Origin of the sequence: Pseudomonas marginalis (genome assembly GCF_024169655.1) — a bacterium.
GTDB classification, from domain to species: Bacteria; Pseudomonadota; Gammaproteobacteria; order Pseudomonadales; family Pseudomonadaceae; genus Aquipseudomonas; species Aquipseudomonas paraveronii.
Genome location: NZ_JALJWV010000001.1, coordinates 4,057,003 through 4,076,503, shown reverse-complemented (window position 1 = coordinate 4,076,503; position 19,501 = coordinate 4,057,003). Strand labels below are relative to the sequence as shown.

Here is a 19,501-nt window from a genome sequence, read left to right as displayed (position 1 = left end):
ATGAACGAATCACCAAAAAACGCGCTGGTCGTCAGCGCACACTCTGCCGATTTCGTCTGGCGTGCCGGTGGTGCCATCGCGCTGCATGCACAGCAGGGTTACAACGTGCACATCGTCTGCTTGTCCTTCGGCGAACGCGGTGAGTCCGCCAAGCTGTGGCGCAAGGGCGAGATGAGCGAAGGCAAAGTCAAAAGCGCTCGCCGCGAAGAGGCCCAGGCCGCCGCCGATATCCTGGGTGCCAGTGTCGAGTTTTTCGATATCGGCGACTACCCGATGCGTGCCGACAAGGAAACGCTGTTTCGCCTGGCCGATGTGTTCCGCCGGGTTCAGCCCGAATTCGTGTTGAGCCATTCGCTGAAAGATCCTTACAACTACGATCACCCGCTTGCCATGAACTTGACCCAAGAGGCACGTATCATCGCCCAGGCCGAAGGCTACAAACCGGGCGAGAAAATCGTCGGCGCACCACCGGTCTACAGCTTCGAACCTCACCAGCCCGAGCAATGCGAATGGCGCCCTGACGTGTTGCTTGACATCACTTCGGTCTGGGACAAAAAGTACGCCGCCATCCAGTGCATGGCCGGTCAGGAACACCTCTGGGAGTACTACACGCGCGTTGCCCTGCAGCGTGGTGTGCAAGCCAAGCGCAACGTCGGGATTACCTCCAGCCGCGACATCATTTATGGCGAGGGCTACCAAAGCATCTTCCCGCGCGTGACGGAGAATCTGGGATGAGCGAGTTGATCGGAAAAACCGGTGTTGTCGTGCGCAACATCGCCAGGGCCGACCAGGTGTTGGTCGATGAATTGCGGCGCTTCGGTGTCGCGACCGTCCACGAATCTCAGGGGCGAAAAGGCCTGCTGACGTCTTCGATCACACCAATACAACGAGGCACAGTGATCAGTGGCTCGGCGGTCACGGTGCTGGTGGCGCCGGGCGACAACTGGATGTTCCATGTGGCGGTGGAGCAGTGCCGCCCCGGCGATATCCTGGTGGTCGCCCCCAGTTCGCCATGCACCGACGGCTACTTCGGCGACCTGCTCGCCACTTCGCTCAAGGCTCACGGCGTGCGCGCCCTGGTGATCGATGCCGGCGTGCGTGATACCCACACGCTGCGCGAGATGGGGTTCCCGGTATGGTCTCGTGCCATCAGTGCTCAGGGCACGATCAAGGAGACCCTTGGTTCGGTCAACTTGCCACTGGTATGCGGCGGTCAGTTGGTCAACCCTGGTGACGTGGTGGTAGCCGATGACGATGGTGTGGTTATCGTGCGTCGCGGCGAAGTGCCCCAGGTTGTCGAAGCCAGTCGAGCGCGTGCCGATCTGGAAGAGCAAAAGGCCTTGCGCTTGGCGAAGGGCGAATTGGGGCTGGACATCTACAACATGCGTACACGCCTCGCTGAAAAAGGGTTGCGGTACGTCGACAGTCTTGACGATCTCGGAGATTGAGCATGAGCCAGACACGCATTCCTTGCCTGTTGATGCGCGGGGGGACGTCGAAAGGGGCTTATTTCCTTGCTCAAGACTTGCCAGAGGCGTCGGCACTGCGAGACCGCGTTTTGCTGGCCGTCATGGGCTCGCCTGATGCGCGCCAGATCGATGGCATCGGTGGCGGCGACTCGCTGACCAGCAAGGTGGCGATCATTAAGCCGTCCACGCGTGCCGAAGCTGATGTCGACTACTTGTTTGCCCAAGTGTTGGTGGAGGAGCCGCGAGTCGATTATGGCCAGAACTGCGGCAACATCCTCGCCGGTGTCGGCCCGTTCGTCATCGAACGCGGACTGGTGGATGTGACGGGGGATGTGACCCCGGTACGTATCTTCATGGAGAACACCGGGCAGATTGCGATTGCGCATGTGCCTACTCCCAATGGTGCGGTTTGCTACACCGGTGATGTGCGAATCGACGGAGTTCCCGGTGGTGGTGCGTCGTTGATCGTGGAGTTCGAGGATGTCGCCGGCTCTAGTTGCGGTGCTTTGTTGCCGACTGGCAACGCAGTGGATCTGTTCGACGGCGTTGAAGTCACCTGCGTGGACAATGGCATGCCAGTGGTGCTGATCCGAGCCGAAGACCTCGCTTTGGGCGGCTATGAGAGTCCGGCACAACTGGATGCCAATACTGAGTTGAAAGCCCGCCTTGAATCGATCCGCCTGCAGGCCGGCCCGCGCATGAACCTCGGCGATGTTAGTCAGCGTAACGTGCCCAAAATGTGCCTGATTGCACCGGCACAAGCCGGTGGGGCGCTCAGCACCCGTACATTCATCCCTCATCGTTGCCATACCAGCATTGGGGTGTTCGGTGCAGTCAGTGTTGCCGCTGCCTGCTTGATCGAGGGCAGTGTGGCTTCACGTCTGACCAGGGTGAAGGATGGAGACGTAAAGCGAGTTTCGGTTGAACACTCGATGGGCGAGTTCACAGTGGAGATGCGCCTTCACAATGGTCAGTTGGTCAGTTGCGGGCTGATGCGAACGGCAAGGTTGTTGTTGGATGGAGCCGTATGTGTTCCGGCGAATTTGTGGGAAGGCCGGGGCCCATCTCGGCGATAACACTCAGCGAAATGAAAGACCTGGTGCCGACGGGCTGCGCCCTGTGCAGCCGCAGTCGGTACCCAGCAGCTAAAGTCGGACGCCCACCCATCGACGGCAAGCAATCAACCGACAAAGTGTGTGACTCCATTGGTTGGATCTCCATCAGCGAGCATCTGTTTCAAGCGCTGACGTTCCTCAGTCCCAGGCAGTACGCCAGTCGTCTTCGCCTCCAGCACCGTAATGCCCTCTGCGTTCAGTATTCTGACTTCTGCTTTTGCGCGACCGCGCTCATCGATATCAACGATGAGCCAGTGGCAGGTGATCTCGTCTCCCGCATAAACGGGACGTTTAAACTCGAAACTCATTCCTGTAGCGAGCCAACCAATTTGCCCACCCACTTCGGTGACGAGGCTGGCCGTCAGCAAGCCATGGGCAATGGGGGCCTTGAACCCACGCAACTCTGCGTAGCGTGTGTCGCAGTGAACCGGATTGTAATCGCGAGAGATTTGCGCGAATCGGCGAATATCGTCCTCTGTAAAGCAGCGGACTACCGTGAATCGGTCTCCTACCTCAAGACCTTCGGCTGCACGCTCTCTTGGACTTTTCATCACAACTCCCTGGACGGTGAGGGCTGGGCCTGAAAAGTATGTTCAGGGCCTGGAAATGTTCCAGCATTCACCTCAAGCGCAAAGTCCCTCGCTGCCGAGTGAAGTACTGATCGAAGATCTGCGTATTGTTTGACGAATCGCGGCAGACGGCCGCCGCGCAGTCCGGCCATGTCCTGCCAGACCAGCACCTGGGCATCGCAATGATTACCCGCGCCAATCCCGACAGTCGGAATTAAAATGGCTTCCGTGATCGCTCGACCGACGTCACCAGGCACCATCTCAATCAGAACAGCAAAGGCACCAGCGGCCTCAAGCGCTTTGGCACTATCAATCAGGCGCTGCGCATCTTCGCCTCGGCCCTGGACGCGGTAACCGCCCAGCTGATGTTCCATCTGAGGGGTAAAGCCAATGTGCGCCATGACCGGTATGTCTGACTTCACGAGCTTCTCGACCTGCGGCAGCATTTCGATCCCGCCCTCGAGTTTGACCGCATGCGCACCGCCTTCTTTCATGAAGCGCACCGCTGTATGGAAGCACTGTTCCGCAGATGCCTGATAGGAGCCGAATGGAAGATCGGCGATCACCAGTGCCCGTCGGGTCGAACGGCTGACCGCACGAACCAGCGGGATCATTTCGTCAACGGTGATCGATAGCGTGGATTCATTACCGTAGACATTGTTGGATGCAGAGTCGCCGACTAACAGGACGGGTATTCCCGCTTCCTCGAAAATGGCTGCGGTGTACATGTCATACGCAGTGAGCATCGCCCATTTCTGGCCCTCCATTTTCATTTGTTTCAGGTGCGGAATTCGCACTCGGGTCGCCGGTTGGGCGTTGCCATATGGCGAAGGCTGATCGCTCATGATGCGGTCTCGCGGAAAAATTGGATTAACTGAACATCTGCTCGCTGAGCAGAATGACTGCGATGATGATCATGGCCGCGCCGGAAAAACGACTGACGAATTGAGCTGCAGCTGGACGTGCCCGCAGTACCACCTGCGAGCCAAATCCGACCAGCAGATAGATCACGCCGCAACTGAAGGTGTGGATGAGTCCCAGCGCAATCATTTGCATCGGCACAGGCCAGGCAGCGGTGGCGTCGGTGAATTGCGGTAAAAGCGCCAGGAACAGCAGGAAGACCTTCGGATTCAGCCCGCTCACGCAAAGCCCCTTGATCGCCCAGTGCGTCCAGGATCCCGATGTCTGAACTTCATCAGAGTGTGGTGTAGCGGGGTGCGCAAGCATATTCAGGCCCAGCCAAAGTAGATAGCCCGCCCCGGCAACGGTCAGTACGGTCAAGGTAGTGGGGTGGTTGGCCACCAGCGTGCCGACACCGCCGGCAACAATCATGGTTGCGATCAAATGGCCGGACAACAGCCCACCCACGGCGGGTATGACCACTCGGCCCTTTAGGCCTGCCGAAATTGCATAGGCCCAATCTGCGCCCGGGGTAATGACGAATAAAATCGACACTGCCCAAAAGGCAACGAAAACGCTCAAGGTCATGGTGCTATCCACCCCTGCTGCTGACATCCCGCGTACTGCATCGTCCCGCTCCGGTAATTATTGGTGCAAGGAAGAATAATGAATTCTTGTTAGAATTTAATTCCAAAGATAATCAGATAATCTCTATTGTTGGGAAGATTCTTCTAAATGGACAGGATTGATCGAAAAATTCTTTCTGAGCTGCAAAAGGATGGTCGCCTTTCAGTCACCGAACTCGCCGAGCGCGTTGGGCTGAGCCTCTCCCCTTGCCATCGACGGGTACGCGCACTGGAAGAGTCGGGTGTGCTGCTCGGCTATCGAGCACAGCTTGATCCAGGCGCATTAGGCCTTAACTTTTCCGCCATGGTATTTGCCACGTTGCGTGAAGGTGACAGGCAAGCGGTCGAGGCATTCGAGAGAGCGCTTGTTGATATCCCGCAAGTGGTTGACGCTCAACGATTATTTGGCGAGCCCGATTACTTGCTACACGTCATCACTCAAGATCTGCCAGCGTTTCAAAGGCTCTACGATGAGAGCCTTTCGGCGCTGCCCAACGTTCAACGTCTGACCTCGACGCTGGTTATGAAACGGGTCGTTCAGGACAGGCCTCTTCCTTTGTGATCCCGATAGCCGTCGTGGCCGTGGATTATCGGCTGGCCCCAGAGCATCCGTTCCCAGCACCTCTTGAAGATGGGCTGGAGATTTGGCGCGCTTTATGTCGCGGTGATTTCCCATAGCTAGATCAGAACAGCCTTGCAAATGCAGGAGATAGTGTTGGTGGTTCATTGGCGGCAGGACTATGCGTGGCTCTAAGAGAGATGGAGTTGCCGCAGCCCAAGCTTCAAGCTTTGGTCTATCCGGTTTTGACGGCCAGCGTCGAGTTGCTCTCTATGCAGGCGCACGCAGAGGCTCCCATGCTTACTACCTCAGGCTTGCTTGCCTCGCTAGAAGGCTATGTTCCAGGATAAGAACGCAAGGCCGCCCCCCGAGCCCTTGCGCTGGAAATCGACAACGCTACCGGCTTGGCTCCGGCGTTCATTGGCGTTGCTGAGTACGACCCGCTATTTGATCACGGAATTGCGTACGCGAGTGCGCTTCGAAAAGCGGGTGTGCCTGTTCATTTGCGCATATTTCAGGGATTGGTTCTTGCAAGTCTTCGTGCTTATGGAGTTGCTGAGGTAGAAGATTTCTACGATGCCCTTGATGGAGGTATCGCTTCTTCGGGCACTTGTGCCCGGCTAACGCGGTCAGGCAAGGATCTCTTTCACGATGGAAGCGAAATTTCTCGCATCGTCTATCCCTCGCTGACGGGTACCTACCAAACCGTACCTGTCGACTCTATTGTTTGCTGGATTGCCGATGGTACTGCAGAGGTCGTTCACACTTCTTTGCTTTGGCTGCAAAACCCAGCGAGAGGCACAAGCGACATAGGTTTCCAGCCGGAAAATGATAAATCTCACACTGTTCATCACTCGAGACTCCGCTCCTGGAGAACTGCAAGATGCTGTCGTTGAATTGTGGAGTTTAGATGCAGCATTGAACGCAAACATCCCTACGCCACTCAGGCGTCCAATGACTGTGCTTTTGCGAGCGGTTAATTCTGTCTACAGCAATCGGATTGAGGGAGATCCTACTCATCCAGCGGAAATCTTGCACGCTCGCCACGATCAAGCTATCGTCTGTAAGTAGTCAAAGTTGATGATGGCGGACGCAGGAAAGTGATTTTCTAGGTCAAAGTGGATAAGTCAATTTCAACCAGTAGGCACTTCCCTCCGGTCTGTTACGCACATCGCTTTCCTGCTGCCACTTGGCGGTTACGAACCAGCCCGAGGCGCTGCTGTATTTAATCGAAGGGCCAATGGCAAAGGCACGGCCTTTGTTGTCGGCGACGCGATCACCGTCTTGCCGGTCGTCTGTGACCTGGTGATAGATATACCCCCCTATGCCCACGACCCAGCCATTGCCCATGCCCCAGCCCAAGTCGTAATCAGCATGGGCTTCCTGGCCTGAACGGTAATGGGTGGCGGGGTTTTTCGCGTTGAAGTCATACATCAATTTGATATCCATGTTCGGACCAACGGGGTCGATGTAAGAGAACGCTGCCACGGGCTCTGCGGCCCAGTAATTGCGTCCGATATTGGCCTGGTTATCTTTATCGTACTGACCTGTGGGCGCGATTATGTCCAGTGCGTAGACGGCATGAAACTTGTCGCTGTAGTGATAGCCCAGCGCAGGGCCGAAGATGATGTCGCCTAGACCGGTGCGATGATCGCGGTTGCCGTTGACGGTTACGGTGAGGTCGACCAGCGGGGCGATAGCTTGGAACGCCAAGTCGCCTCCCAGTACTGTCTGTTGCGTTACCCATACCACTCGCGGTGCGATGACATTGGCACGCAAGCGAAAGTCAATGGCCTGAGAGTGCCCGCCATTGTCCTTCAGGTCGTTCGCGGCATAGTGCTCGCTATAGACCTGTGCGTACCAGCCCGGTGGCGGCAAGGCGCCGGACAAGTAGTTCTCGGCACCCATGGGGTAGGACGAGCCGCCCCGTTCAGAGGCCCATGCAGTGCCAAGCGTGCAACTCAACACGCCAATGAGGAAAAACCGTTTCTTGTTATTCATGTGGTTATCCAGGATTCGAGGCAATAGAGCGCCCAGCCGCTCGAGCGGTAAGGAGCAGCCGTGGTTAATGAAAGATGTTGAACGCGTTGAGATCAGGCTTTGCGCAATGGCCAGAAATCAAAGTACTGACTGGACACAACCAGCAGCGGGAAGGTCATGGCCAGTAACGCAGAGGCGAGCCAAAGTTCGTGGGTATAAGTGGGCGCGCCCTCGCTCATTGGCCCACTTAGGAGCGGCCCCAGGGCCCAGTAGAGGCGTGGCAAAACGGCACCTGCCAGGCAGGCGATACCCAGTTGCAACAAACCCCTGACGGGTTGAGTTCGGTGTTCAAACAACTGGTCTTCAAACATCAGTAACGGTACCAGTGCGCCAAACAGCAGGGCGATGGCGCCATGCACCATGAACTTCACCGGTTCGATTCCCAGCACGCGAGTGCCCAGCCAATAGAGCAGCGCAGTCACAGCCATCGTCTGAACGGTGATGGCAACCGCCAGCAACCGTGGTTTGCGTGCCAGTGTCGCAGTGTTCAGTGGCCAGAAGTCCAGCAGCACGCCGGAAAACACGACACTCACACTGGTGACTGCAAAGGCCAGTATTTCAAACGCTGCGAACAGACCGTGGGGGTCAAGACTTGCAAGGTAGAACGGCGCCTCGGCCATCGCGGAGAAATCGAACAGCACACAGAACAACAGATAGCCCAGGCCATAAGCTACCAGCAGTGTCCCGATGCCGAGGATCGCCGGATTCTCGGTAAATGACGAGAGTGGCCAGCAGCGCCAGACAATCACGAACCAGAACGTCAGCAGCACGCAGAAGATCACATACATCAGTGTGAAGGGCGTAGGTGGCCCGACTTGCTGGGCCTGGGTATAGAAGATCACCGCACTGACCGCACACGCCACGGCCAGCGTCAAAACCAGCATTACCAGCCCCTTGGCCGGCTGGGGTAATGCCGCGACCCAGCCAGGGTATTGGCTGCGCCAGAGCATGGACAGCACGATCTCCACGGGCACGCCGACGACAACCACAAAGGTCACCCAACTGGCGAAGAAATCACCTTTGAAGCCACCGATGATCAACAGTGACAGTGCCATGACCACCAGCAACATGAGGCTGCCAAGCACCGGTTGTCGCGCCAGCGGAGCTAGCGCAACCCGGCTCGGCTGGCGCAGTGGGGTGGGGTTGTCCTGAGTAACGCTATTGTTTTTATTATTCATGCTCAGTGCTCCTGGTAGGGTCAGCCTGCTTTTTTCAGCAGGTCGAGGGCGACATCGACAATCATGTCTTCCTGGCCGCCGACCATTTGCCGGCGGCCCAGTTCGACGAGAATGTCCAACGTCTTGAGTCCGTAATGCTCGGCAGCGACTTCGGCATGGCGCAAGAAGCTTGAGTACACACCGGCATAGCCTAGGGCCAGGGTTTCCCGATCGACCCGCACGGGACGGGTTTGCAACGGGCGCACGATGTCATCGGCGGCATCCATCAGCGTGTACAGATCGGTGCCATGGTTCCAGCCCAGACGCTCGGCCGCCGCGATAAATACTTCCAGTGGTGCATTGCCCGCACCGGCCCCCATGCCGGCCAGGCTGGCATCGATCCGGTCGCAACCTTCCTCCACGGCGACGATGGAGTTGGCCACCCCCAGACTCAGGTTGTGGTGCGCGTGAATACCGGTTTGCGTGGTCGGTTCGAGCACGTCCTTGAGGGCTCGGAAGCGCTCACGAATATCCTGCATGTTCATCGCTCCGCCAGAATCGACGACGTAGATACAAGTCGCGCCATACCGCTCCATCTTCTTCGCCTGCTGGGCGAACGCAGCCGGTTCGATCATATGACTCATCATCAGGAAGCCCACCGTGTCCATGCCCAGGCCGCGGGCATGTTCGATGTGTTGCTGAGAGATATCGGCCTCTGTGCAATGGGTCGCTACGCGAACGATGCTGGCCCCTGCCTTGTGTGCGTTGTCGAGATCGTGAGTAGTGCCAATGCCGGGTAACAGCAACGTTGCGATCTTGGCGTGGCTGATAACATCCGCCACTGCCTCGATCCATTCAATATCACTATGGGCGCCAAAGCCGTAGTTGAAACTGGAGCCCTGCAGACCGTCGCCGTGAGCGACTTCAATGCTGTCGACTCGGGCCTTGTCCAGTTCGCGAGCGATGTCCTGCACATTCTTTATCGAGTACTGATGGCGCACGGCGTGGCTGCCATCGCGCAAGGTCACGTCGGAGATATAGAGTTTTTTGTTCATTGGGGGTCCCATTGAGCATCTGAATAAATGATCAGGTCATCACAGTCAGGAAGCGTTCGTTGAGTACGCGGCTGTGATAGAAAATCGCCTTGCCCAAGTGTTTTTCATCCCAGGTGATGGGCTTCTGATCCGGGTAGTGGAAGTCTCCGCCGGCAAATACTTCGTTTCGGTTGCCCGAGGGGTCGAAGAAGTAAATGGTCTGGCCATGAGTGATACCGTGGCGGGTTGGGCCAAAGTCCAGCGAGGTGTCGCTCATGGAGATCAAGTCTCCCGCGCGCAACAGGCCTTCCCAGGTGTCGATCAGGAACGAGGCATGGTGGAATCCGCCGATGTTCCCGTCCTCGATGAATGCGACGTCATGGGCCTTGGTCGACAGTGAGAGGAAGTTGGCCACGGCATGCCCCTCTTCGTTGACGACCTGTTCGGCAAGGTGAAAACCCAGGACGTCGATAAACAGTTCACGGGTCAGGTGCAGGTCGCCGCCGTGCAGTTGGCAATGGTCGAAGCGCATGGCGCGCATGCCTTTGAGCCCGCGAGGCCAGGCTTCCGGATTCTTCTCGGCAATACCCCAGCGGCCGGTGTATTCCTTCTCTGCATACAGCTCGAACCAGTGCCCGGAGGGGCCGAAGAAACGCACGCGGCGTCCGCAAAAATCCAGCTCGCCGGCAGGGATATGTTCGACCTGGCAGCCGTAGGCCAGCAGGTCTTGGGTCAACTGCACCAGCGACTGATCGTCGATGACCTTGTAACCCATGAAATCCATGCCCGGTTTATCCGCTTCAACCAGCACCACTGAAAAGCGTTCCACCTCTGTCCAGCCCTTGAGGTAAACCCTGCCTTGGCTGTCACGGTGGGTCAGAATCAACCCCACCAGTTCAACGTAATGTTTGACTGAGGCTTCCATGTCCAGCACACGGATTTGCACGTGGCCAGGACGCAATATGCCTTTTTTCATGATTTCACCTGTCTGTTGTATTTGTTTTTTCGGCTGCCCGAAGGGGCGCCTATATAGGTTCTTTCAATCGCTCGATTTCCAGATCGCTCTGGGGGATAACGCGGCACGCCAATACGAAGCCTTGCTCCTGTTCTCCGTCAGCAATATGTTGGCGGCTCATTCGCCCGCATTTGTAGTCCCCTGACAGGATTCGCACCTTGCAAACTCCGCAGCCGCCACCGCGACAGCCCACAGCAATGGCACGGCAACCTGCCAATTCCATGGCGCGCAACAGTGGGGCTCCCTCCAGCACCTGGAACACCTCGCCGCTTACGCGTTCGCGGATGCAGTGTGTTCGCGCGCCCATCAGTCCAGGTTGCCAGGCAATGCCGTGGTTGCCGCCAACCGTTCGGCACAGGCCAGTGCTGCCGAGGTCATGATGTCCAGATTGCCTGCATAGGCGGGCAGGTAATGCGCTGCACCTTCCACTTCGAGAAACACCGAGACCTTCAATCCGCGTGTCAGGCCCAGGCCAGGCACATTGACCGGCGTGTCGATCTGCTCGAACTGTACCGCCTGCTTGAGCCTATAACCCGGCACATATGCATGTACTCGGGCCACCATTGCTTCGACACTGGCGGTTATCGCTTCGCGGTCGGCGGGGTCACACAGTACAAACACGCTGTCGCGCATGATGGGTGGAGGCTCCGCCGGGTTGAGGATGATGATTGCCTTGCCACGTGTTGCACCGCCCAGCACTTCAATGGCTTTGGCTGTGGTTTCGGTGAACTCATCGATATTGGCCCGTGTGCCCGGGCCTGCCGAATGGCTGGAGATCGAAGCTACGATTTCGGCGTAATGCACCTGGGTCACCTGGGAGATGGCCTTGACTATCGGTATGGTCGCCTGGCCACCGCAGGTCACCATATTGATGTTGGTGGCCTCCAGTTCGTCATCCAGATTGATTGCCGGTATCACGTAAGGACCGATGGCCGCGGGTGTGAGGTCAATTACTCGAATGCCGTGTGCCTGCAATACGGTGTTGTGGTGCGCATGGGCCTGTGCGGACGTAGCATCGAACACGATGCCAATATCTTTGAATTCGGGTAGCTGTAGCAAACCCTCGACGCCGTCGGCGGTAATGGCGACGCCCATGCGTTTGGCACGAGCCAGGCCATCCGAAGCGGGGTCGATACCGACCATTGCACCCATGGCGATGTGTTCGCCGTGGCGCAATACCTTGATCATCAGGTCGGTGCCGATGTTTCCCGAGCCGATGATTGCAACTTTGCAACGAGCTGTTGTCGTCTTCATGTGAACCCCAGACACTTATTGTTTTGGTCTTGCGTACAGCACTGGCTAGCGACCGCGTTGCTTGGCGGTCTGACCGGCAATACCGAAGTCGGTATTGGGCACTTCGTTGATGATCACGCGCACCGATTCGATCGGTGCGTCCAGGGCCTCAACTGCAGCGCGTGTCAGTGCTTCGATCAGGCGCGCTTTCTGTGCTTCGCTGCGACCCTGGATCAGGTGGACTTGCATGATGGGCATAGCATTACTCCAGACGAGTTAGACGAAACGCATTGAGACGGAGCCCAAATGCTGATAGCGCACAGTGATGTTGTCTCCGGCCTGGACTGCGATCGCTTCTGTGGCGCCGCCGGTCAAAATCAGGGTACCTGCGGGGATTTCACGTCCTTGGGCGCCCAGCATGTTGGCGAGCATTGCGACGCTTTGCGCGGGGTTACCCAGCACGGCGGCGGCGGAGGCAAGGGCTACGATCTCGCCGTTTTTCTCCATCACCACGCCGAGGTTTTTCAGGTCCAGTCCCTGCACGTTGCGATGGCGGCCTCCCAGTACGTAGCGTGCAGACGAGGTGTTGTCGGCGATCACGCTTTTCAGATCGAAGCGGAAGTTCTCGTAGCGAGAGTCGATGACTTCGACGGCAGGCAGAATGAAATCGGTCGCTGCCAAGACGCTGCCGACGTTGCAACCTGGGCCACGCAGGGGCTTGCGAGTAACAAAGGCAATTTCGGCTTCGACCTTGGGGTGAATCAGCCCGGCAGTTTCGATAACACCGCCGTCGGCAACCGAGCCGTAGTCAGTGATAAAACCGTGGATCGGGTCGATAACGCCCATCTGGCGCATCTTGGCGTGTGAAGTCAGGCCCATTTTCAAGCCGGCAATCCGCACGCCCCGGCCGATTTTAAGGGCACGAATTGCGTCCTGAATCGCGTAGGCGTCTTCCCAATCCATTTCGGGATAGTCGTCCGTAATTTTATGGACGGCTCGGTTTTGCATTTCCGCTGCGTCCAGGTGCACCGCCAGTTGCTCGATAACGTCTTGTGTCAGGTTCATCAGGCATTTCCCTTCAAATAAAACGTACGCCGGCCGAGCCGATGCCGCCGATGCTCATACGCAGATTGTCACCGGCTTTCACGGCAACCATGGCGCCCAGCGAGCCGGACAAAATCACTTCGCCGGGTTTAAGGGTCATGTCCAGCGTGCCCAGCGTATTGGCCAGCCAAGCTACGGCATTCGCGGGGTGGCCCAGTGCTGCGGCACCCGCGCCCGTCGAAACGATCTCGCCGTTGAGCTCAAGGGTCATGCCGACCAATGAGAGGTCGAGTTCACGCGGGTCGACGGCACAATCGCCAAGGATAAACAGGCTTGAAGAGGCGTTATCCGCCACGGTGTCCTGAATCTGAATCTTCCAGTCACGGATGCGCGAGTCGACGATTTCGAAGCAAGGCATTACGTATTCAGTGGCCCGCAATACATCGGCAACGGTAACCCCCGGGCCGGCCAATTCGTGTTTGAGGATGAACGCAATTTCGCCCTCTGCCTTAGGTGCGATCAACTCATTGATCGCGATAGCCGCTCCGTCTTCGCGCAGCATTGCGCTGGTCAGGTGGCCGAAATCCGGCTGATCGACTTTTAGCAAGTCCATGACTACCTGGCTGGTCACGCCGATTTTTTTGCCAATGACGCGCTCGCCGTCGATTTCGACGCGATGCGCCAACACACGCATTTGAATGGCGTAAGCATCTTGCAAAGTCAGGCTAGGGACCCGTTCGGTGAGCGGGGCGATGGGTTGGCTATCCTTGAGCGCGCGATAAAGCTCATCACTTAACTGCTCGATAAACATGGGCTGCATAAGAAGGCCTTTTATTGGTTTAGTCCTGGTCCTGATGCGCAAGACCTTTAGGCAGCTCATGGTGTAAAAGTTAGACGATGCCGTCCAATGCCATATAATTACTAACTGATGCCGATCAGGCATCGTTGACGAGCCCTCAGGTACCCCCATGGAAATCAGGCAGCTGCGTTACTTCATTGCCGTTGCGGAAGAGTTGAACTTCAATCGCGCCGCTGAGCGATTGCACATCACTCAACCCGCGTTGAGTCGACAGATCCAACAGCTTGAAGAAGCTATCCCAGCAGTGCTGCTGGAAAGGAACTCTAAGCGGGTGACGCTCACCGACGCTGGCAAGTCGTTCTATGAGCACGGGATCAGGATTCTGGAGCAGTTGCAGCATGCGGCGGATGAGTCGCGCATGTTGTCAGTGGGCCAGAGGGGGAATCTGAGTGTGGGGATATTCGGTTCGGCGATCCTGGATTTGATCCCCCAAGTCCTGCACCGGTTTTCTACGATTTATCCCAATGTGAATGTCTCGCTGCACCCCATGGACAAAGATGCCCAGATCCAGGCATTGCGCGAACGCCGCCTCACCATCGGTTTCAATCGATTGGTCCCGGCAGAGCCGGATATCGAACAGGAACGGGTACGAACGGAACCCCTGATCATCGCGATTCCGGCCACGCATCCGCTGGCAAAACGAAAGGAGGTTGAATTAGGGGATGTGCTGGACGAGCCTTTGATCCTGTACCCGCGAGGTGTTCGGGGCAGCTTGATGGTTCAGGTACGCAAGTTGTATTCCGAGTATGGAGCGGTGCCCGTGGTTGCCCAGGAAGTCACAGACGTGACCACCAGTATCGCGTTGGTGGCCGCCGGGGGAGGGTTGAGCATTGTACCTAACGCGGCGAAAAACTTGCGTTTGCCTGGCGTGGTGTATAGGCCGCTGAAATGTCGGGGAGACTCCTCGATCGAATTGATTTGCTTGTATCGCAAAGGTGACAAATCACCCGTTCTGCAGGCTTTTCTGCAGACGATACGGGCGTTTATTAGTGAGACAGATAGCTAGGTCTGATCTACGTTGTGCTGTTCAGAGATAACGTCTTTGAGCTACTGTCGCCGAAAGCCATGGATCGCCGCACCTGTCCCGATCCAAGGCTTTTATTCAATGGTATCAAGCGGTTCGTGAGACATTGTATTGGCAGGCCAACTTCAAAACGGCATTGTCAGTTTCAGCCAATATGCATCGCCTTCCGCACGATTTCTTACGTTGGACTCCTGTTGACATTTCGCCGTTATAAACCAACCTTTGCGGTTGGTATATTTGATCGATGGACCAATGGCGAGCGCATGGCCCTTATTATTTTCGACACGCTCACCGTTCTGCCGATCATCCGTTGTTTGTTGATAGATATAGCCACCCACACCCACTACCCAACTATTGCCAAGCCCCCAACCTATAGAATAGTCGACGTGAAACTCCTGACCTGATGTGTAATCGGTAGCGTGATTTTTCAGATTGAAGTCATACATGATTTTCGCATCGGCATTCAAACCCTCGGGATCGATATACGATAATGCCAAGACGGGTTGGATATCCCAGTAGTTGCGACCGATATTGGCGATGTCGTGGCGATCGTATTCACCCGTCGGCGCCATAACATCGAGGGCTACGATGGCTTGTAGATTATCGCTCATATGATAGCCAAGCGCCGTCCCGAACGTCATATCGCCCAACCCTTGCTTGCTTTGCGACTGGCCATTGACGTCTACCTTGAGGTCAACCAATGGCATGATGGTATGAAATGCCAGGGAACCACCCAGTATCTGCTGATCACTCACCCATATGAAACGCGGATCAATAGAGCTGGCCCGCACTCGAAAGTCGACCGGAAGTTTTGCCCCATCGTTACCGCGTAAAGAGTCCGCGTCGTAATGGCTAGCGTAAACAATGGCGTAGAATCCTGGCGGAGGCATGGCTCCACTCATGTAGTTTTCAACACCCATTGGATAGCTGGAGCCGCCACTCTCAGTGGCCTGCGCATTGCCAGAAAGTCCCGCGGCAAGCACGCCAAGACTTACACAGAGCAACCCTCCAAGAATGTTGATCCACGCTGTTGTTTTAGATGTTTTCATATTGTTTTTATTAGTGGGCATAGAAATTTCCGTTATGTCATAAAGAATCGCAGAGTAATGTTTTACGGGGTCTCTGTGGTGCAAGCAGATAAAGGAACGGTTTGCTATTGCTGACTTTGCGACTTCAATTTAGAGATGCCACCGACACCGTAATGCTGTTTGCACATATCGGTAATGATGATCCTCACTGAATCCCGAGGCGCATCAATAGCTCGGTGACAAGCCTCTGTGACTTCATGGATCAGCCGCTCTTTCTGCTCATCGGTGCGGCCTTCTAAAAGATTGATAGTGATAATGGGCATGGGATTTTCCTGTGTAAGTCCCGACGCGTTGATTGAGTGGCACCGAGCCTTTGTGATAAATCAGCGCATCGCGGCAGTAGTGATTGTTTTTTGAGCTACGGACGAGCCCTGAAACCTTGCCCCGACTCAGGTAAGGTTTCTTTTCGCAGTCTCTGTAGGAACGAGACGATCAGGTGGTTTTGAGAACCGCTGCGGTACGCACCGGCGCTGTCTCCTTTATCGCAAGCGTGATCAAAAGCCCCGTAGCCATGGCACCGATTGCCAACATTAAGGTGTATTGGATGCCATGGTTATGCGCGACGTAGCCCGCTAGGCTGGGCGCAATGCCGCCTCCAAAAATCTCGCCAATGCCAACAACGAAACCAGAAGCGGTCGACATCAGCCTTGCGGGCACGGACTCGGTGGTGGAGGGGCCTACGGTCAGGCAAATGAGTCCGAAGTCGAAGAAGACTGTGAAAAACAGGGCCGCGAACAAGCGAGTGGTATCGGCACCGATGTTAATCAGTAGATAGAGCGAGGCAACGCCACCGATGACCGACAGAATCATGACCGGCTTGCGACCGATGCGATCGGAAAGACATGGCAGGAGGATGGTTCCCGCAGCGCCCCCGAACCCGATGGCGGAGAGGACAAAGCCCATTTGTTCAAGGCTCAGCCCCATGTAGTCCAACAAGTAGTTGGGAAGAAATGCGCCGAGCACCACGAGGACTGTCAGCCAGCACATCATGCCCAAAATATTAAGCGAAACATTGCGACTGGTGAAAATGTCGGTCCAGCGGTGGCTGGTTGCATCATGGGTCATCGTGTGTTCGGCGGCCTCGGTGGAGTCGGTGTTTCGTAACACCTTGTGCAGCAGGAGACCGACGATCAGCCCTGGAACCATCACCATGACAAAGACCCAATGCCACGCGACGACGTGCAACAACTGAGTCACCAGAATCGGCGCCAGCGCGAGGCCAAAGAGCGGCATTGCCGCCTGCTGGATACCCAGGTTCAAGCCATGACGGCTCGGTTTTGAAGCATCCAACGTCGCCACAATACTTGCCGGGGTGAAGGCGCCTTCCGCAGCGCCGATCACGGCGCGAATCAACATCAGACTGAGCAAGCCATTGGCCAGTCCGCTGAAACCGGCCAGCAGGGAGAATAGGATGACAGCCGGCACGATGATCGCGCGATGGCCGAACCGATCAGACAACTTACCCGTAAAAAGTGACGAAATGCCCCACGTTACGGAGAGGACTCCTGTGATCAGGCCGAGGTCCTGATAATTCAGATTCAGGTCCTTCATGATGACCGGGAACAGCGGCATGATCATGAAACGATCAATGCTCACAAGCCCGAAACCGAGCGCCAACAGGGTGACTGCTTTCCACTCATAAGAAGCATCTGCACGATAGCTGCATGGGTTTTTCATAGTGTGTTCCGTTATTGTTCTTGTAATTAGGAGTGTGCCGGCGCAACGAGTCGCCGTACTCAACCGGCACGGAGGTTTCCAGGCGAAGAAAAACAGGTTCCGGCAGTCAGCCTGGCACCAGGACAAAGTCGAATTCGGCTTTCCACTGAGTGGCGCCACTTTTGTTGTGTTCAAACGTCTGGAGCAGTGAGGCTTTCACACCGAACACCGTGTCGGAGGTCAAGTACTCATCGCCGACGGCGAACGTGTGCGTCACGACGCGCTGGTAACCCAGCGCCGTTAGCATGAAATGCATATGCGCCGGCCTCCAGGGATGGCGTCCGAGCAGGGCCAGCATCTGACCCACCGGCCCATCGTCCGGAATAGGGTAGGACACCGGTTTGATGCCGCGGAAGCTGTAGCATCCATCGGCGCCGGTGACAAATCGACCACGATTGTTCCACTTGGGCTGCAGGTCCGGTTGCTGCACGTCGTAGTATCCATCAATGTTGTCCGACCAGACGTCCAGCATGGCCCCTTCTATGGCGTTGCCTTGCAAGTCCAGGACTCGCCCTTCATACAGGCAGCTTTCTCCCTTTTCATCCAAGGAGATGGTTTCCCCCATTTCACGAATCGGCGCTCCGTCAACGTGGAAAGGTCCGAAAACGGTATTTTCAGTGGCGCCTTGAGGTCGTCGGGCATTTATGGCGTCCACCAGCATGGAGACGCCCAGGGTGTCGCTGAGCAGGATGAATTCCTGGCGATGCTCAGAGCAGATTTGCCCCGTTCTGGTCAGGAAGTCGATCGCCGTTTCCCACTCGGGTTCTGTGAGTTCGACGTCCTTGATAAAACCATGGAGGTGCTCAATCAACGAAACCATGATAGTGCGCAGGCGCGGGTTGACGGTGTCTCCCATGCGTGCGTTAACGGCCTTCGCCGAGCCTTCTTCGGTAAAGTATTCGATCATGTTGTCCACCTGGATTATGTTTGTGATCCTGATTGGCGGGTGCAGGGCGTCCGCTTACGATCGCCCGCTTCTGGTCATTCCGGTCGCAGGCCGGACCAGGCCCGTTGCAGGAGTGCGCGAATGGCGTCGCGTTCAACCGGTCGCGGATTCCAGTAGGGGTTCTTGACTGCCAAGTTTGCGGCATGGTCGAGGTCACGTTCATTCAGACCCAGGTCCTTCAACGCCAGCGGAGCGCCCAGCGCTGCAGCGAAGTCGTAGAGTCCGCTTCCCAACAGCCCACCGAACAGTTTTGTCACGGGACGCAAGGCATCAGCCGCGGCGACTTGGTTGTACGCGGCCGTATGCGGGAGCATGACGGCGTGGGTTTCTGCATGGGGCAAGTTAAAACTGCCACCCAGGGTGTGACATAGTTTGTGATGCAGGGCCATGCCGACAGTGCCCAGCACGGTGCCGCATAGCCATGAGCCATAAAGGGCCGTACTGCGTGAGGCGATAGATTCTGGTTGCCTGACTACGCCCGGCAAGGCCTCCTTCAACGCCCGAATGCCTTCCACCGCCATCAGTGAGGTGATGGGATTGCTATTGCGGGCATAGAGCGCTTCGACTGCATGAGCCATGGCATTGAGGGCGCTGGTAACACTCATGGAGACGGGTAGCCCCAGCGTCAGCTCCGGGTCGTAGATCACCACTTCGGGCAAGATTGACGCAGCGCTCACGGTGGTTTTTTCGCCGTTTTCCGTCTGTCCGAGAATCGGTGTGACTTCAGAGCCCGCGTAGGTGGTCGGCACCACTACCTGCGGTGCGTCGTTGCGATAGGCAATCGCCTTGCCCAAGCCAATGGTGGAGCCGCCACCGATGGCGACGACGCAGTCCGCGCCGAGCTCAACATAGGTTCTCAACGCCTCTTCGGTGACCTCAATGGGTGTGTGCATCGTCGCGTGAGCAAATACGCCGGCGCCCAGCCCACCGAGAGCATCATTGAGTCGTTCTGCGTCCTTCTGCTGGGCAGGCGTCGAAAGCACCAAAGCGCGGCGGAGGCCCAGGGTTTTGAGTTCTTCAGCCACTCGTTGGGAGCTGCCTGCACCGAAAATGATCCGTGCCGGATTGTTGATGTAGATGAAATCGGTCATCAGAAAATACTCCTGG

Annotated in this window: 22 protein-coding genes and 1 pseudogene; 6 read left to right on the top strand and 17 right to left on the bottom strand. The window is 56.6% G+C overall.

What is annotated here, in order from left to right; all coding sequences use genetic code 11:
- The 3 genes from galB to J2Y83_RS18480 are packed head-to-tail and all read left to right on the top strand — an operon-like array spanning position 1 to position 2,545.
- Positions 1–735 (top strand): 4-oxalmesaconate hydratase, encoded by a 735-nt coding sequence (gene galB / locus J2Y83_RS18490; protein ID WP_253397357.1) that lies wholly within the window; start codon positions 1–3, stop codon positions 733–735.
- Positions 732–1,448: a 4-carboxy-4-hydroxy-2-oxoadipate aldolase/oxaloacetate decarboxylase gene (locus J2Y83_RS18485; RefSeq protein WP_253397356.1), complete on the top strand. Its 717-nt coding sequence runs from the start codon at positions 732–734 to the stop codon at positions 1,446–1,448. The genes galB and J2Y83_RS18485 overlap by 4 nt, the downstream gene beginning before the upstream one ends.
- A gap of 2 nt (positions 1,449–1,450) precedes the next feature.
- On the top strand, positions 1,451–2,545 hold the full coding sequence (locus J2Y83_RS18480) for a 4-oxalomesaconate tautomerase (protein WP_253397353.1): 1,095 nt from the start codon (positions 1,451–1,453) through the stop codon (positions 2,543–2,545).
- Positions 2,546–2,649: 104 nt separating this feature from the next.
- On the opposite strand, the gene J2Y83_RS18475 is transcribed toward J2Y83_RS18480, so the two are convergent.
- The 3 genes from J2Y83_RS18475 to J2Y83_RS18465 are packed head-to-tail and all read right to left on the bottom strand — an operon-like array spanning position 2,650 to position 4,641.
- Complete coding sequence (locus J2Y83_RS18475) at positions 2,650–3,135, bottom strand: MaoC family dehydratase (protein WP_253397351.1); 486 nt, start codon at positions 3,133–3,135, stop codon at positions 2,650–2,652.
- Positions 3,135–3,998, bottom strand: coding sequence for a 3-methyl-2-oxobutanoate hydroxymethyltransferase (gene panB / locus J2Y83_RS18470; RefSeq protein WP_253397349.1), 864 nt, complete (start codon positions 3,996–3,998; stop codon positions 3,135–3,137). Before panB ends, J2Y83_RS18475 begins: the two co-directional genes overlap by 1 nt.
- A 25-nt stretch (positions 3,999–4,023) precedes the next feature.
- A complete protein-coding gene (locus J2Y83_RS18465) occupies positions 4,024–4,641 on the bottom strand; it encodes a LysE family translocator (protein ID WP_253397347.1) in 618 nt (205 codons plus the stop codon).
- A gap of 147 nt (positions 4,642–4,788) precedes the next feature.
- Between J2Y83_RS18465 and J2Y83_RS18460 the strand changes: the two genes are divergently transcribed.
- Together J2Y83_RS18460 and J2Y83_RS18455 are read left to right on the top strand one after the other, a co-directional pair.
- On the top strand, positions 4,789–5,241 hold the full coding sequence (locus tag J2Y83_RS18460) for an Lrp/AsnC family transcriptional regulator (protein ID WP_253397345.1): 453 nt from the start codon (positions 4,789–4,791) through the stop codon (positions 5,239–5,241).
- A pseudogene (locus J2Y83_RS18455) lies at positions 5,238–6,134 on the top strand (alpha/beta hydrolase). The gene J2Y83_RS18460 and the pseudogene J2Y83_RS18455 overlap by 4 nt, the downstream one beginning before the upstream one ends.
- A 217-nt stretch (positions 6,135–6,351) precedes the next feature.
- Here the strand turns inward: J2Y83_RS18455 and J2Y83_RS18450 are convergent.
- The 9 genes from J2Y83_RS18450 to J2Y83_RS18410 all read right to left on the bottom strand — a co-directional run bounded on the left by J2Y83_RS18450 (position 6,352) and on the right by J2Y83_RS18410 (position 13,581).
- A complete protein-coding gene (locus J2Y83_RS18450; RefSeq protein WP_253397343.1) occupies positions 6,352–7,239 on the bottom strand; it encodes a SphA family protein in 888 nt (295 codons plus the stop codon).
- Positions 7,240–7,331: 92 nt separating this feature from the next.
- Positions 7,332–8,456, bottom strand: coding sequence for a hypothetical protein (locus J2Y83_RS18445; RefSeq protein ID WP_010563000.1), 1,125 nt, complete (start codon positions 8,454–8,456; stop codon positions 7,332–7,334).
- Between the two features lie 20 nt (positions 8,457–8,476).
- On the bottom strand, positions 8,477–9,490 hold the full coding sequence (gene dmpG / locus J2Y83_RS18440) for a 4-hydroxy-2-oxovalerate aldolase (protein WP_010562999.1): 1,014 nt from the start codon (positions 9,488–9,490) through the stop codon (positions 8,477–8,479).
- A 31-nt stretch (positions 9,491–9,521) separates the two neighbouring features.
- A complete protein-coding gene (locus J2Y83_RS18435; RefSeq protein WP_010562998.1) occupies positions 9,522–10,445 on the bottom strand; it encodes a catechol 2,3-dioxygenase in 924 nt (307 codons plus the stop codon).
- A gap of 49 nt (positions 10,446–10,494) precedes the next feature.
- The gene (locus tag J2Y83_RS18430; RefSeq protein ID WP_253397341.1) at positions 10,495–10,791 is read right to left on the bottom strand and encodes a 2Fe-2S iron-sulfur cluster-binding protein; all 297 of its coding nucleotides are present in this window, start codon (positions 10,789–10,791) and stop codon (positions 10,495–10,497) included.
- On the bottom strand, positions 10,791–11,738 hold the full coding sequence (locus J2Y83_RS18425) for an acetaldehyde dehydrogenase (acetylating) (RefSeq protein WP_010562996.1): 948 nt from the start codon (positions 11,736–11,738) through the stop codon (positions 10,791–10,793). The genes J2Y83_RS18430 and J2Y83_RS18425 overlap by 1 nt, the downstream gene beginning before the upstream one ends.
- A gap of 45 nt (positions 11,739–11,783) precedes the next feature.
- Positions 11,784–11,975, bottom strand: a complete 192-nt coding sequence (locus J2Y83_RS18420) for a tautomerase family protein (RefSeq protein ID WP_010562995.1) — start codon at positions 11,973–11,975, stop codon at positions 11,784–11,786.
- 18 nt (positions 11,976–11,993) lie between these two features.
- Positions 11,994–12,782, bottom strand: a complete 789-nt coding sequence (gene dmpH, locus J2Y83_RS18415; RefSeq protein WP_010562994.1) for a 2-oxo-3-hexenedioate decarboxylase — start codon at positions 12,780–12,782, stop codon at positions 11,994–11,996.
- A gap of 13 nt (positions 12,783–12,795) precedes the next feature.
- A complete protein-coding gene (locus J2Y83_RS18410; protein WP_253397339.1) occupies positions 12,796–13,581 on the bottom strand; it encodes a fumarylacetoacetate hydrolase family protein in 786 nt (261 codons plus the stop codon).
- A 148-nt stretch (positions 13,582–13,729) separates the two neighbouring features.
- Here J2Y83_RS18410 and J2Y83_RS18405 point away from each other — a divergent pair, with 148 nt between their 5' ends.
- Entirely contained in the window at positions 13,730–14,626 is an 897-nt protein-coding gene (locus tag J2Y83_RS18405) for a LysR substrate-binding domain-containing protein (protein ID WP_253397337.1), read from the top strand.
- Positions 14,627–14,769: 143 nt separating this feature from the next.
- On the opposite strand, the gene J2Y83_RS18400 is transcribed toward J2Y83_RS18405, so the two are convergent.
- From J2Y83_RS18400 to J2Y83_RS18380, 5 genes are all read right to left on the bottom strand, one after another.
- Positions 14,770–15,714 carry a SphA family protein gene (locus J2Y83_RS18400; protein ID WP_253397335.1) on the bottom strand — a complete coding sequence of 315 codons (945 nt, stop codon included), beginning with the start codon at positions 15,712–15,714 and terminating at the stop codon, positions 14,770–14,772.
- 83 nt (positions 15,715–15,797) lie between these two features.
- Complete coding sequence (locus tag J2Y83_RS18395) at positions 15,798–16,028, bottom strand: 2-hydroxymuconate tautomerase (protein WP_258170890.1); 231 nt, start codon at positions 16,026–16,028, stop codon at positions 15,798–15,800.
- Positions 16,029–16,164: 136 nt separating this feature from the next.
- Positions 16,165–17,409, bottom strand: coding sequence for an MFS transporter (locus J2Y83_RS18390; RefSeq protein WP_253397333.1), 1,245 nt, complete (start codon positions 17,407–17,409; stop codon positions 16,165–16,167).
- Between the two features lie 106 nt (positions 17,410–17,515).
- Positions 17,516–18,355: a dioxygenase gene (locus J2Y83_RS18385; protein WP_253397331.1), complete on the bottom strand. Its 840-nt coding sequence runs from the start codon at positions 18,353–18,355 to the stop codon at positions 17,516–17,518.
- A gap of 74 nt (positions 18,356–18,429) precedes the next feature.
- Positions 18,430–19,485, bottom strand: coding sequence for a maleylacetate reductase (locus tag J2Y83_RS18380; protein WP_253397327.1), 1,056 nt, complete (start codon positions 19,483–19,485; stop codon positions 18,430–18,432).
- Between the last annotated feature and the right edge of the window lie 16 nt (positions 19,486–19,501).

Bases quoted from the DNA above. Each gene is read 5' to 3' on its own strand.
- dmpH (WP_010562994.1), bottom strand. From the start codon at position 12,782: ATGAACCTGACACAAGACGTTATCGAGCAACTGGCGGTGCACCTGGAC.
- J2Y83_RS18425 (WP_010562996.1), bottom strand. From the start codon at position 11,738: ATGAAGACGACAACAGCTCGTTGCAAAGTTGCAATCATCGGCTCGGGA.
- dmpG (WP_010562999.1), bottom strand. From the start codon at position 9,490: ATGAACAAAAAACTCTATATCTCCGACGTGACCTTGCGCGATGGCAGC.
- J2Y83_RS18420 (WP_010562995.1), bottom strand. From the start codon at position 11,975: ATGCCCATCATGCAAGTCCACCTGATCCAGGGTCGCAGCGAAGCACAG.
- galB (WP_253397357.1), top strand. From the start codon at position 1: ATGAACGAATCACCAAAAAACGCGCTGGTCGTCAGCGCACACTCTGCC.
- J2Y83_RS18400 (WP_253397335.1), bottom strand. From the start codon at position 15,714: ATGCCCACTAATAAAAACAATATGAAAACATCTAAAACAACAGCGTGG.
- J2Y83_RS18390 (WP_253397333.1), bottom strand. From the start codon at position 17,409: ATGAAAAACCCATGCAGCTATCGTGCAGATGCTTCTTATGAGTGGAAA.
- panB (WP_253397349.1), bottom strand. From the start codon at position 3,998: ATGAGCGATCAGCCTTCGCCATATGGCAACGCCCAACCGGCGACCCGA.
- J2Y83_RS18410 (WP_253397339.1), bottom strand. From the start codon at position 13,581: ATGCAGCCCATGTTTATCGAGCAGTTAAGTGATGAGCTTTATCGCGCG.
- J2Y83_RS18405 (WP_253397337.1), top strand. From the start codon at position 13,730: ATGGAAATCAGGCAGCTGCGTTACTTCATTGCCGTTGCGGAAGAGTTG.
- J2Y83_RS18475 (WP_253397351.1), bottom strand. From the start codon at position 3,135: ATGAAAAGTCCAAGAGAGCGTGCAGCCGAAGGTCTTGAGGTAGGAGAC.
- J2Y83_RS18380 (WP_253397327.1), bottom strand. From the start codon at position 19,485: ATGACCGATTTCATCTACATCAACAATCCGGCACGGATCATTTTCGGT.
- J2Y83_RS18465 (WP_253397347.1), bottom strand. From the start codon at position 4,641: ATGACCTTGAGCGTTTTCGTTGCCTTTTGGGCAGTGTCGATTTTATTC.
- J2Y83_RS18385 (WP_253397331.1), bottom strand. From the start codon at position 18,355: ATGATCGAATACTTTACCGAAGAAGGCTCGGCGAAGGCCGTTAACGCA.
- J2Y83_RS18430 (WP_253397341.1), bottom strand. From the start codon at position 10,791: ATGGGCGCGCGAACACACTGCATCCGCGAACGCGTAAGCGGCGAGGTG.
- J2Y83_RS18450 (WP_253397343.1), bottom strand. From the start codon at position 7,239: ATGAATAACAAGAAACGGTTTTTCCTCATTGGCGTGTTGAGTTGCACG.
- J2Y83_RS18445 (WP_010563000.1), bottom strand. From the start codon at position 8,456: ATGAATAATAAAAACAATAGCGTTACTCAGGACAACCCCACCCCACTG.
- J2Y83_RS18480 (WP_253397353.1), top strand. From the start codon at position 1,451: ATGAGCCAGACACGCATTCCTTGCCTGTTGATGCGCGGGGGGACGTCG.
- J2Y83_RS18485 (WP_253397356.1), top strand. From the start codon at position 732: ATGAGCGAGTTGATCGGAAAAACCGGTGTTGTCGTGCGCAACATCGCC.
- J2Y83_RS18435 (WP_010562998.1), bottom strand. From the start codon at position 10,445: ATGAAAAAAGGCATATTGCGTCCTGGCCACGTGCAAATCCGTGTGCTG.
- J2Y83_RS18460 (WP_253397345.1), top strand. From the start codon at position 4,789: ATGGACAGGATTGATCGAAAAATTCTTTCTGAGCTGCAAAAGGATGGT.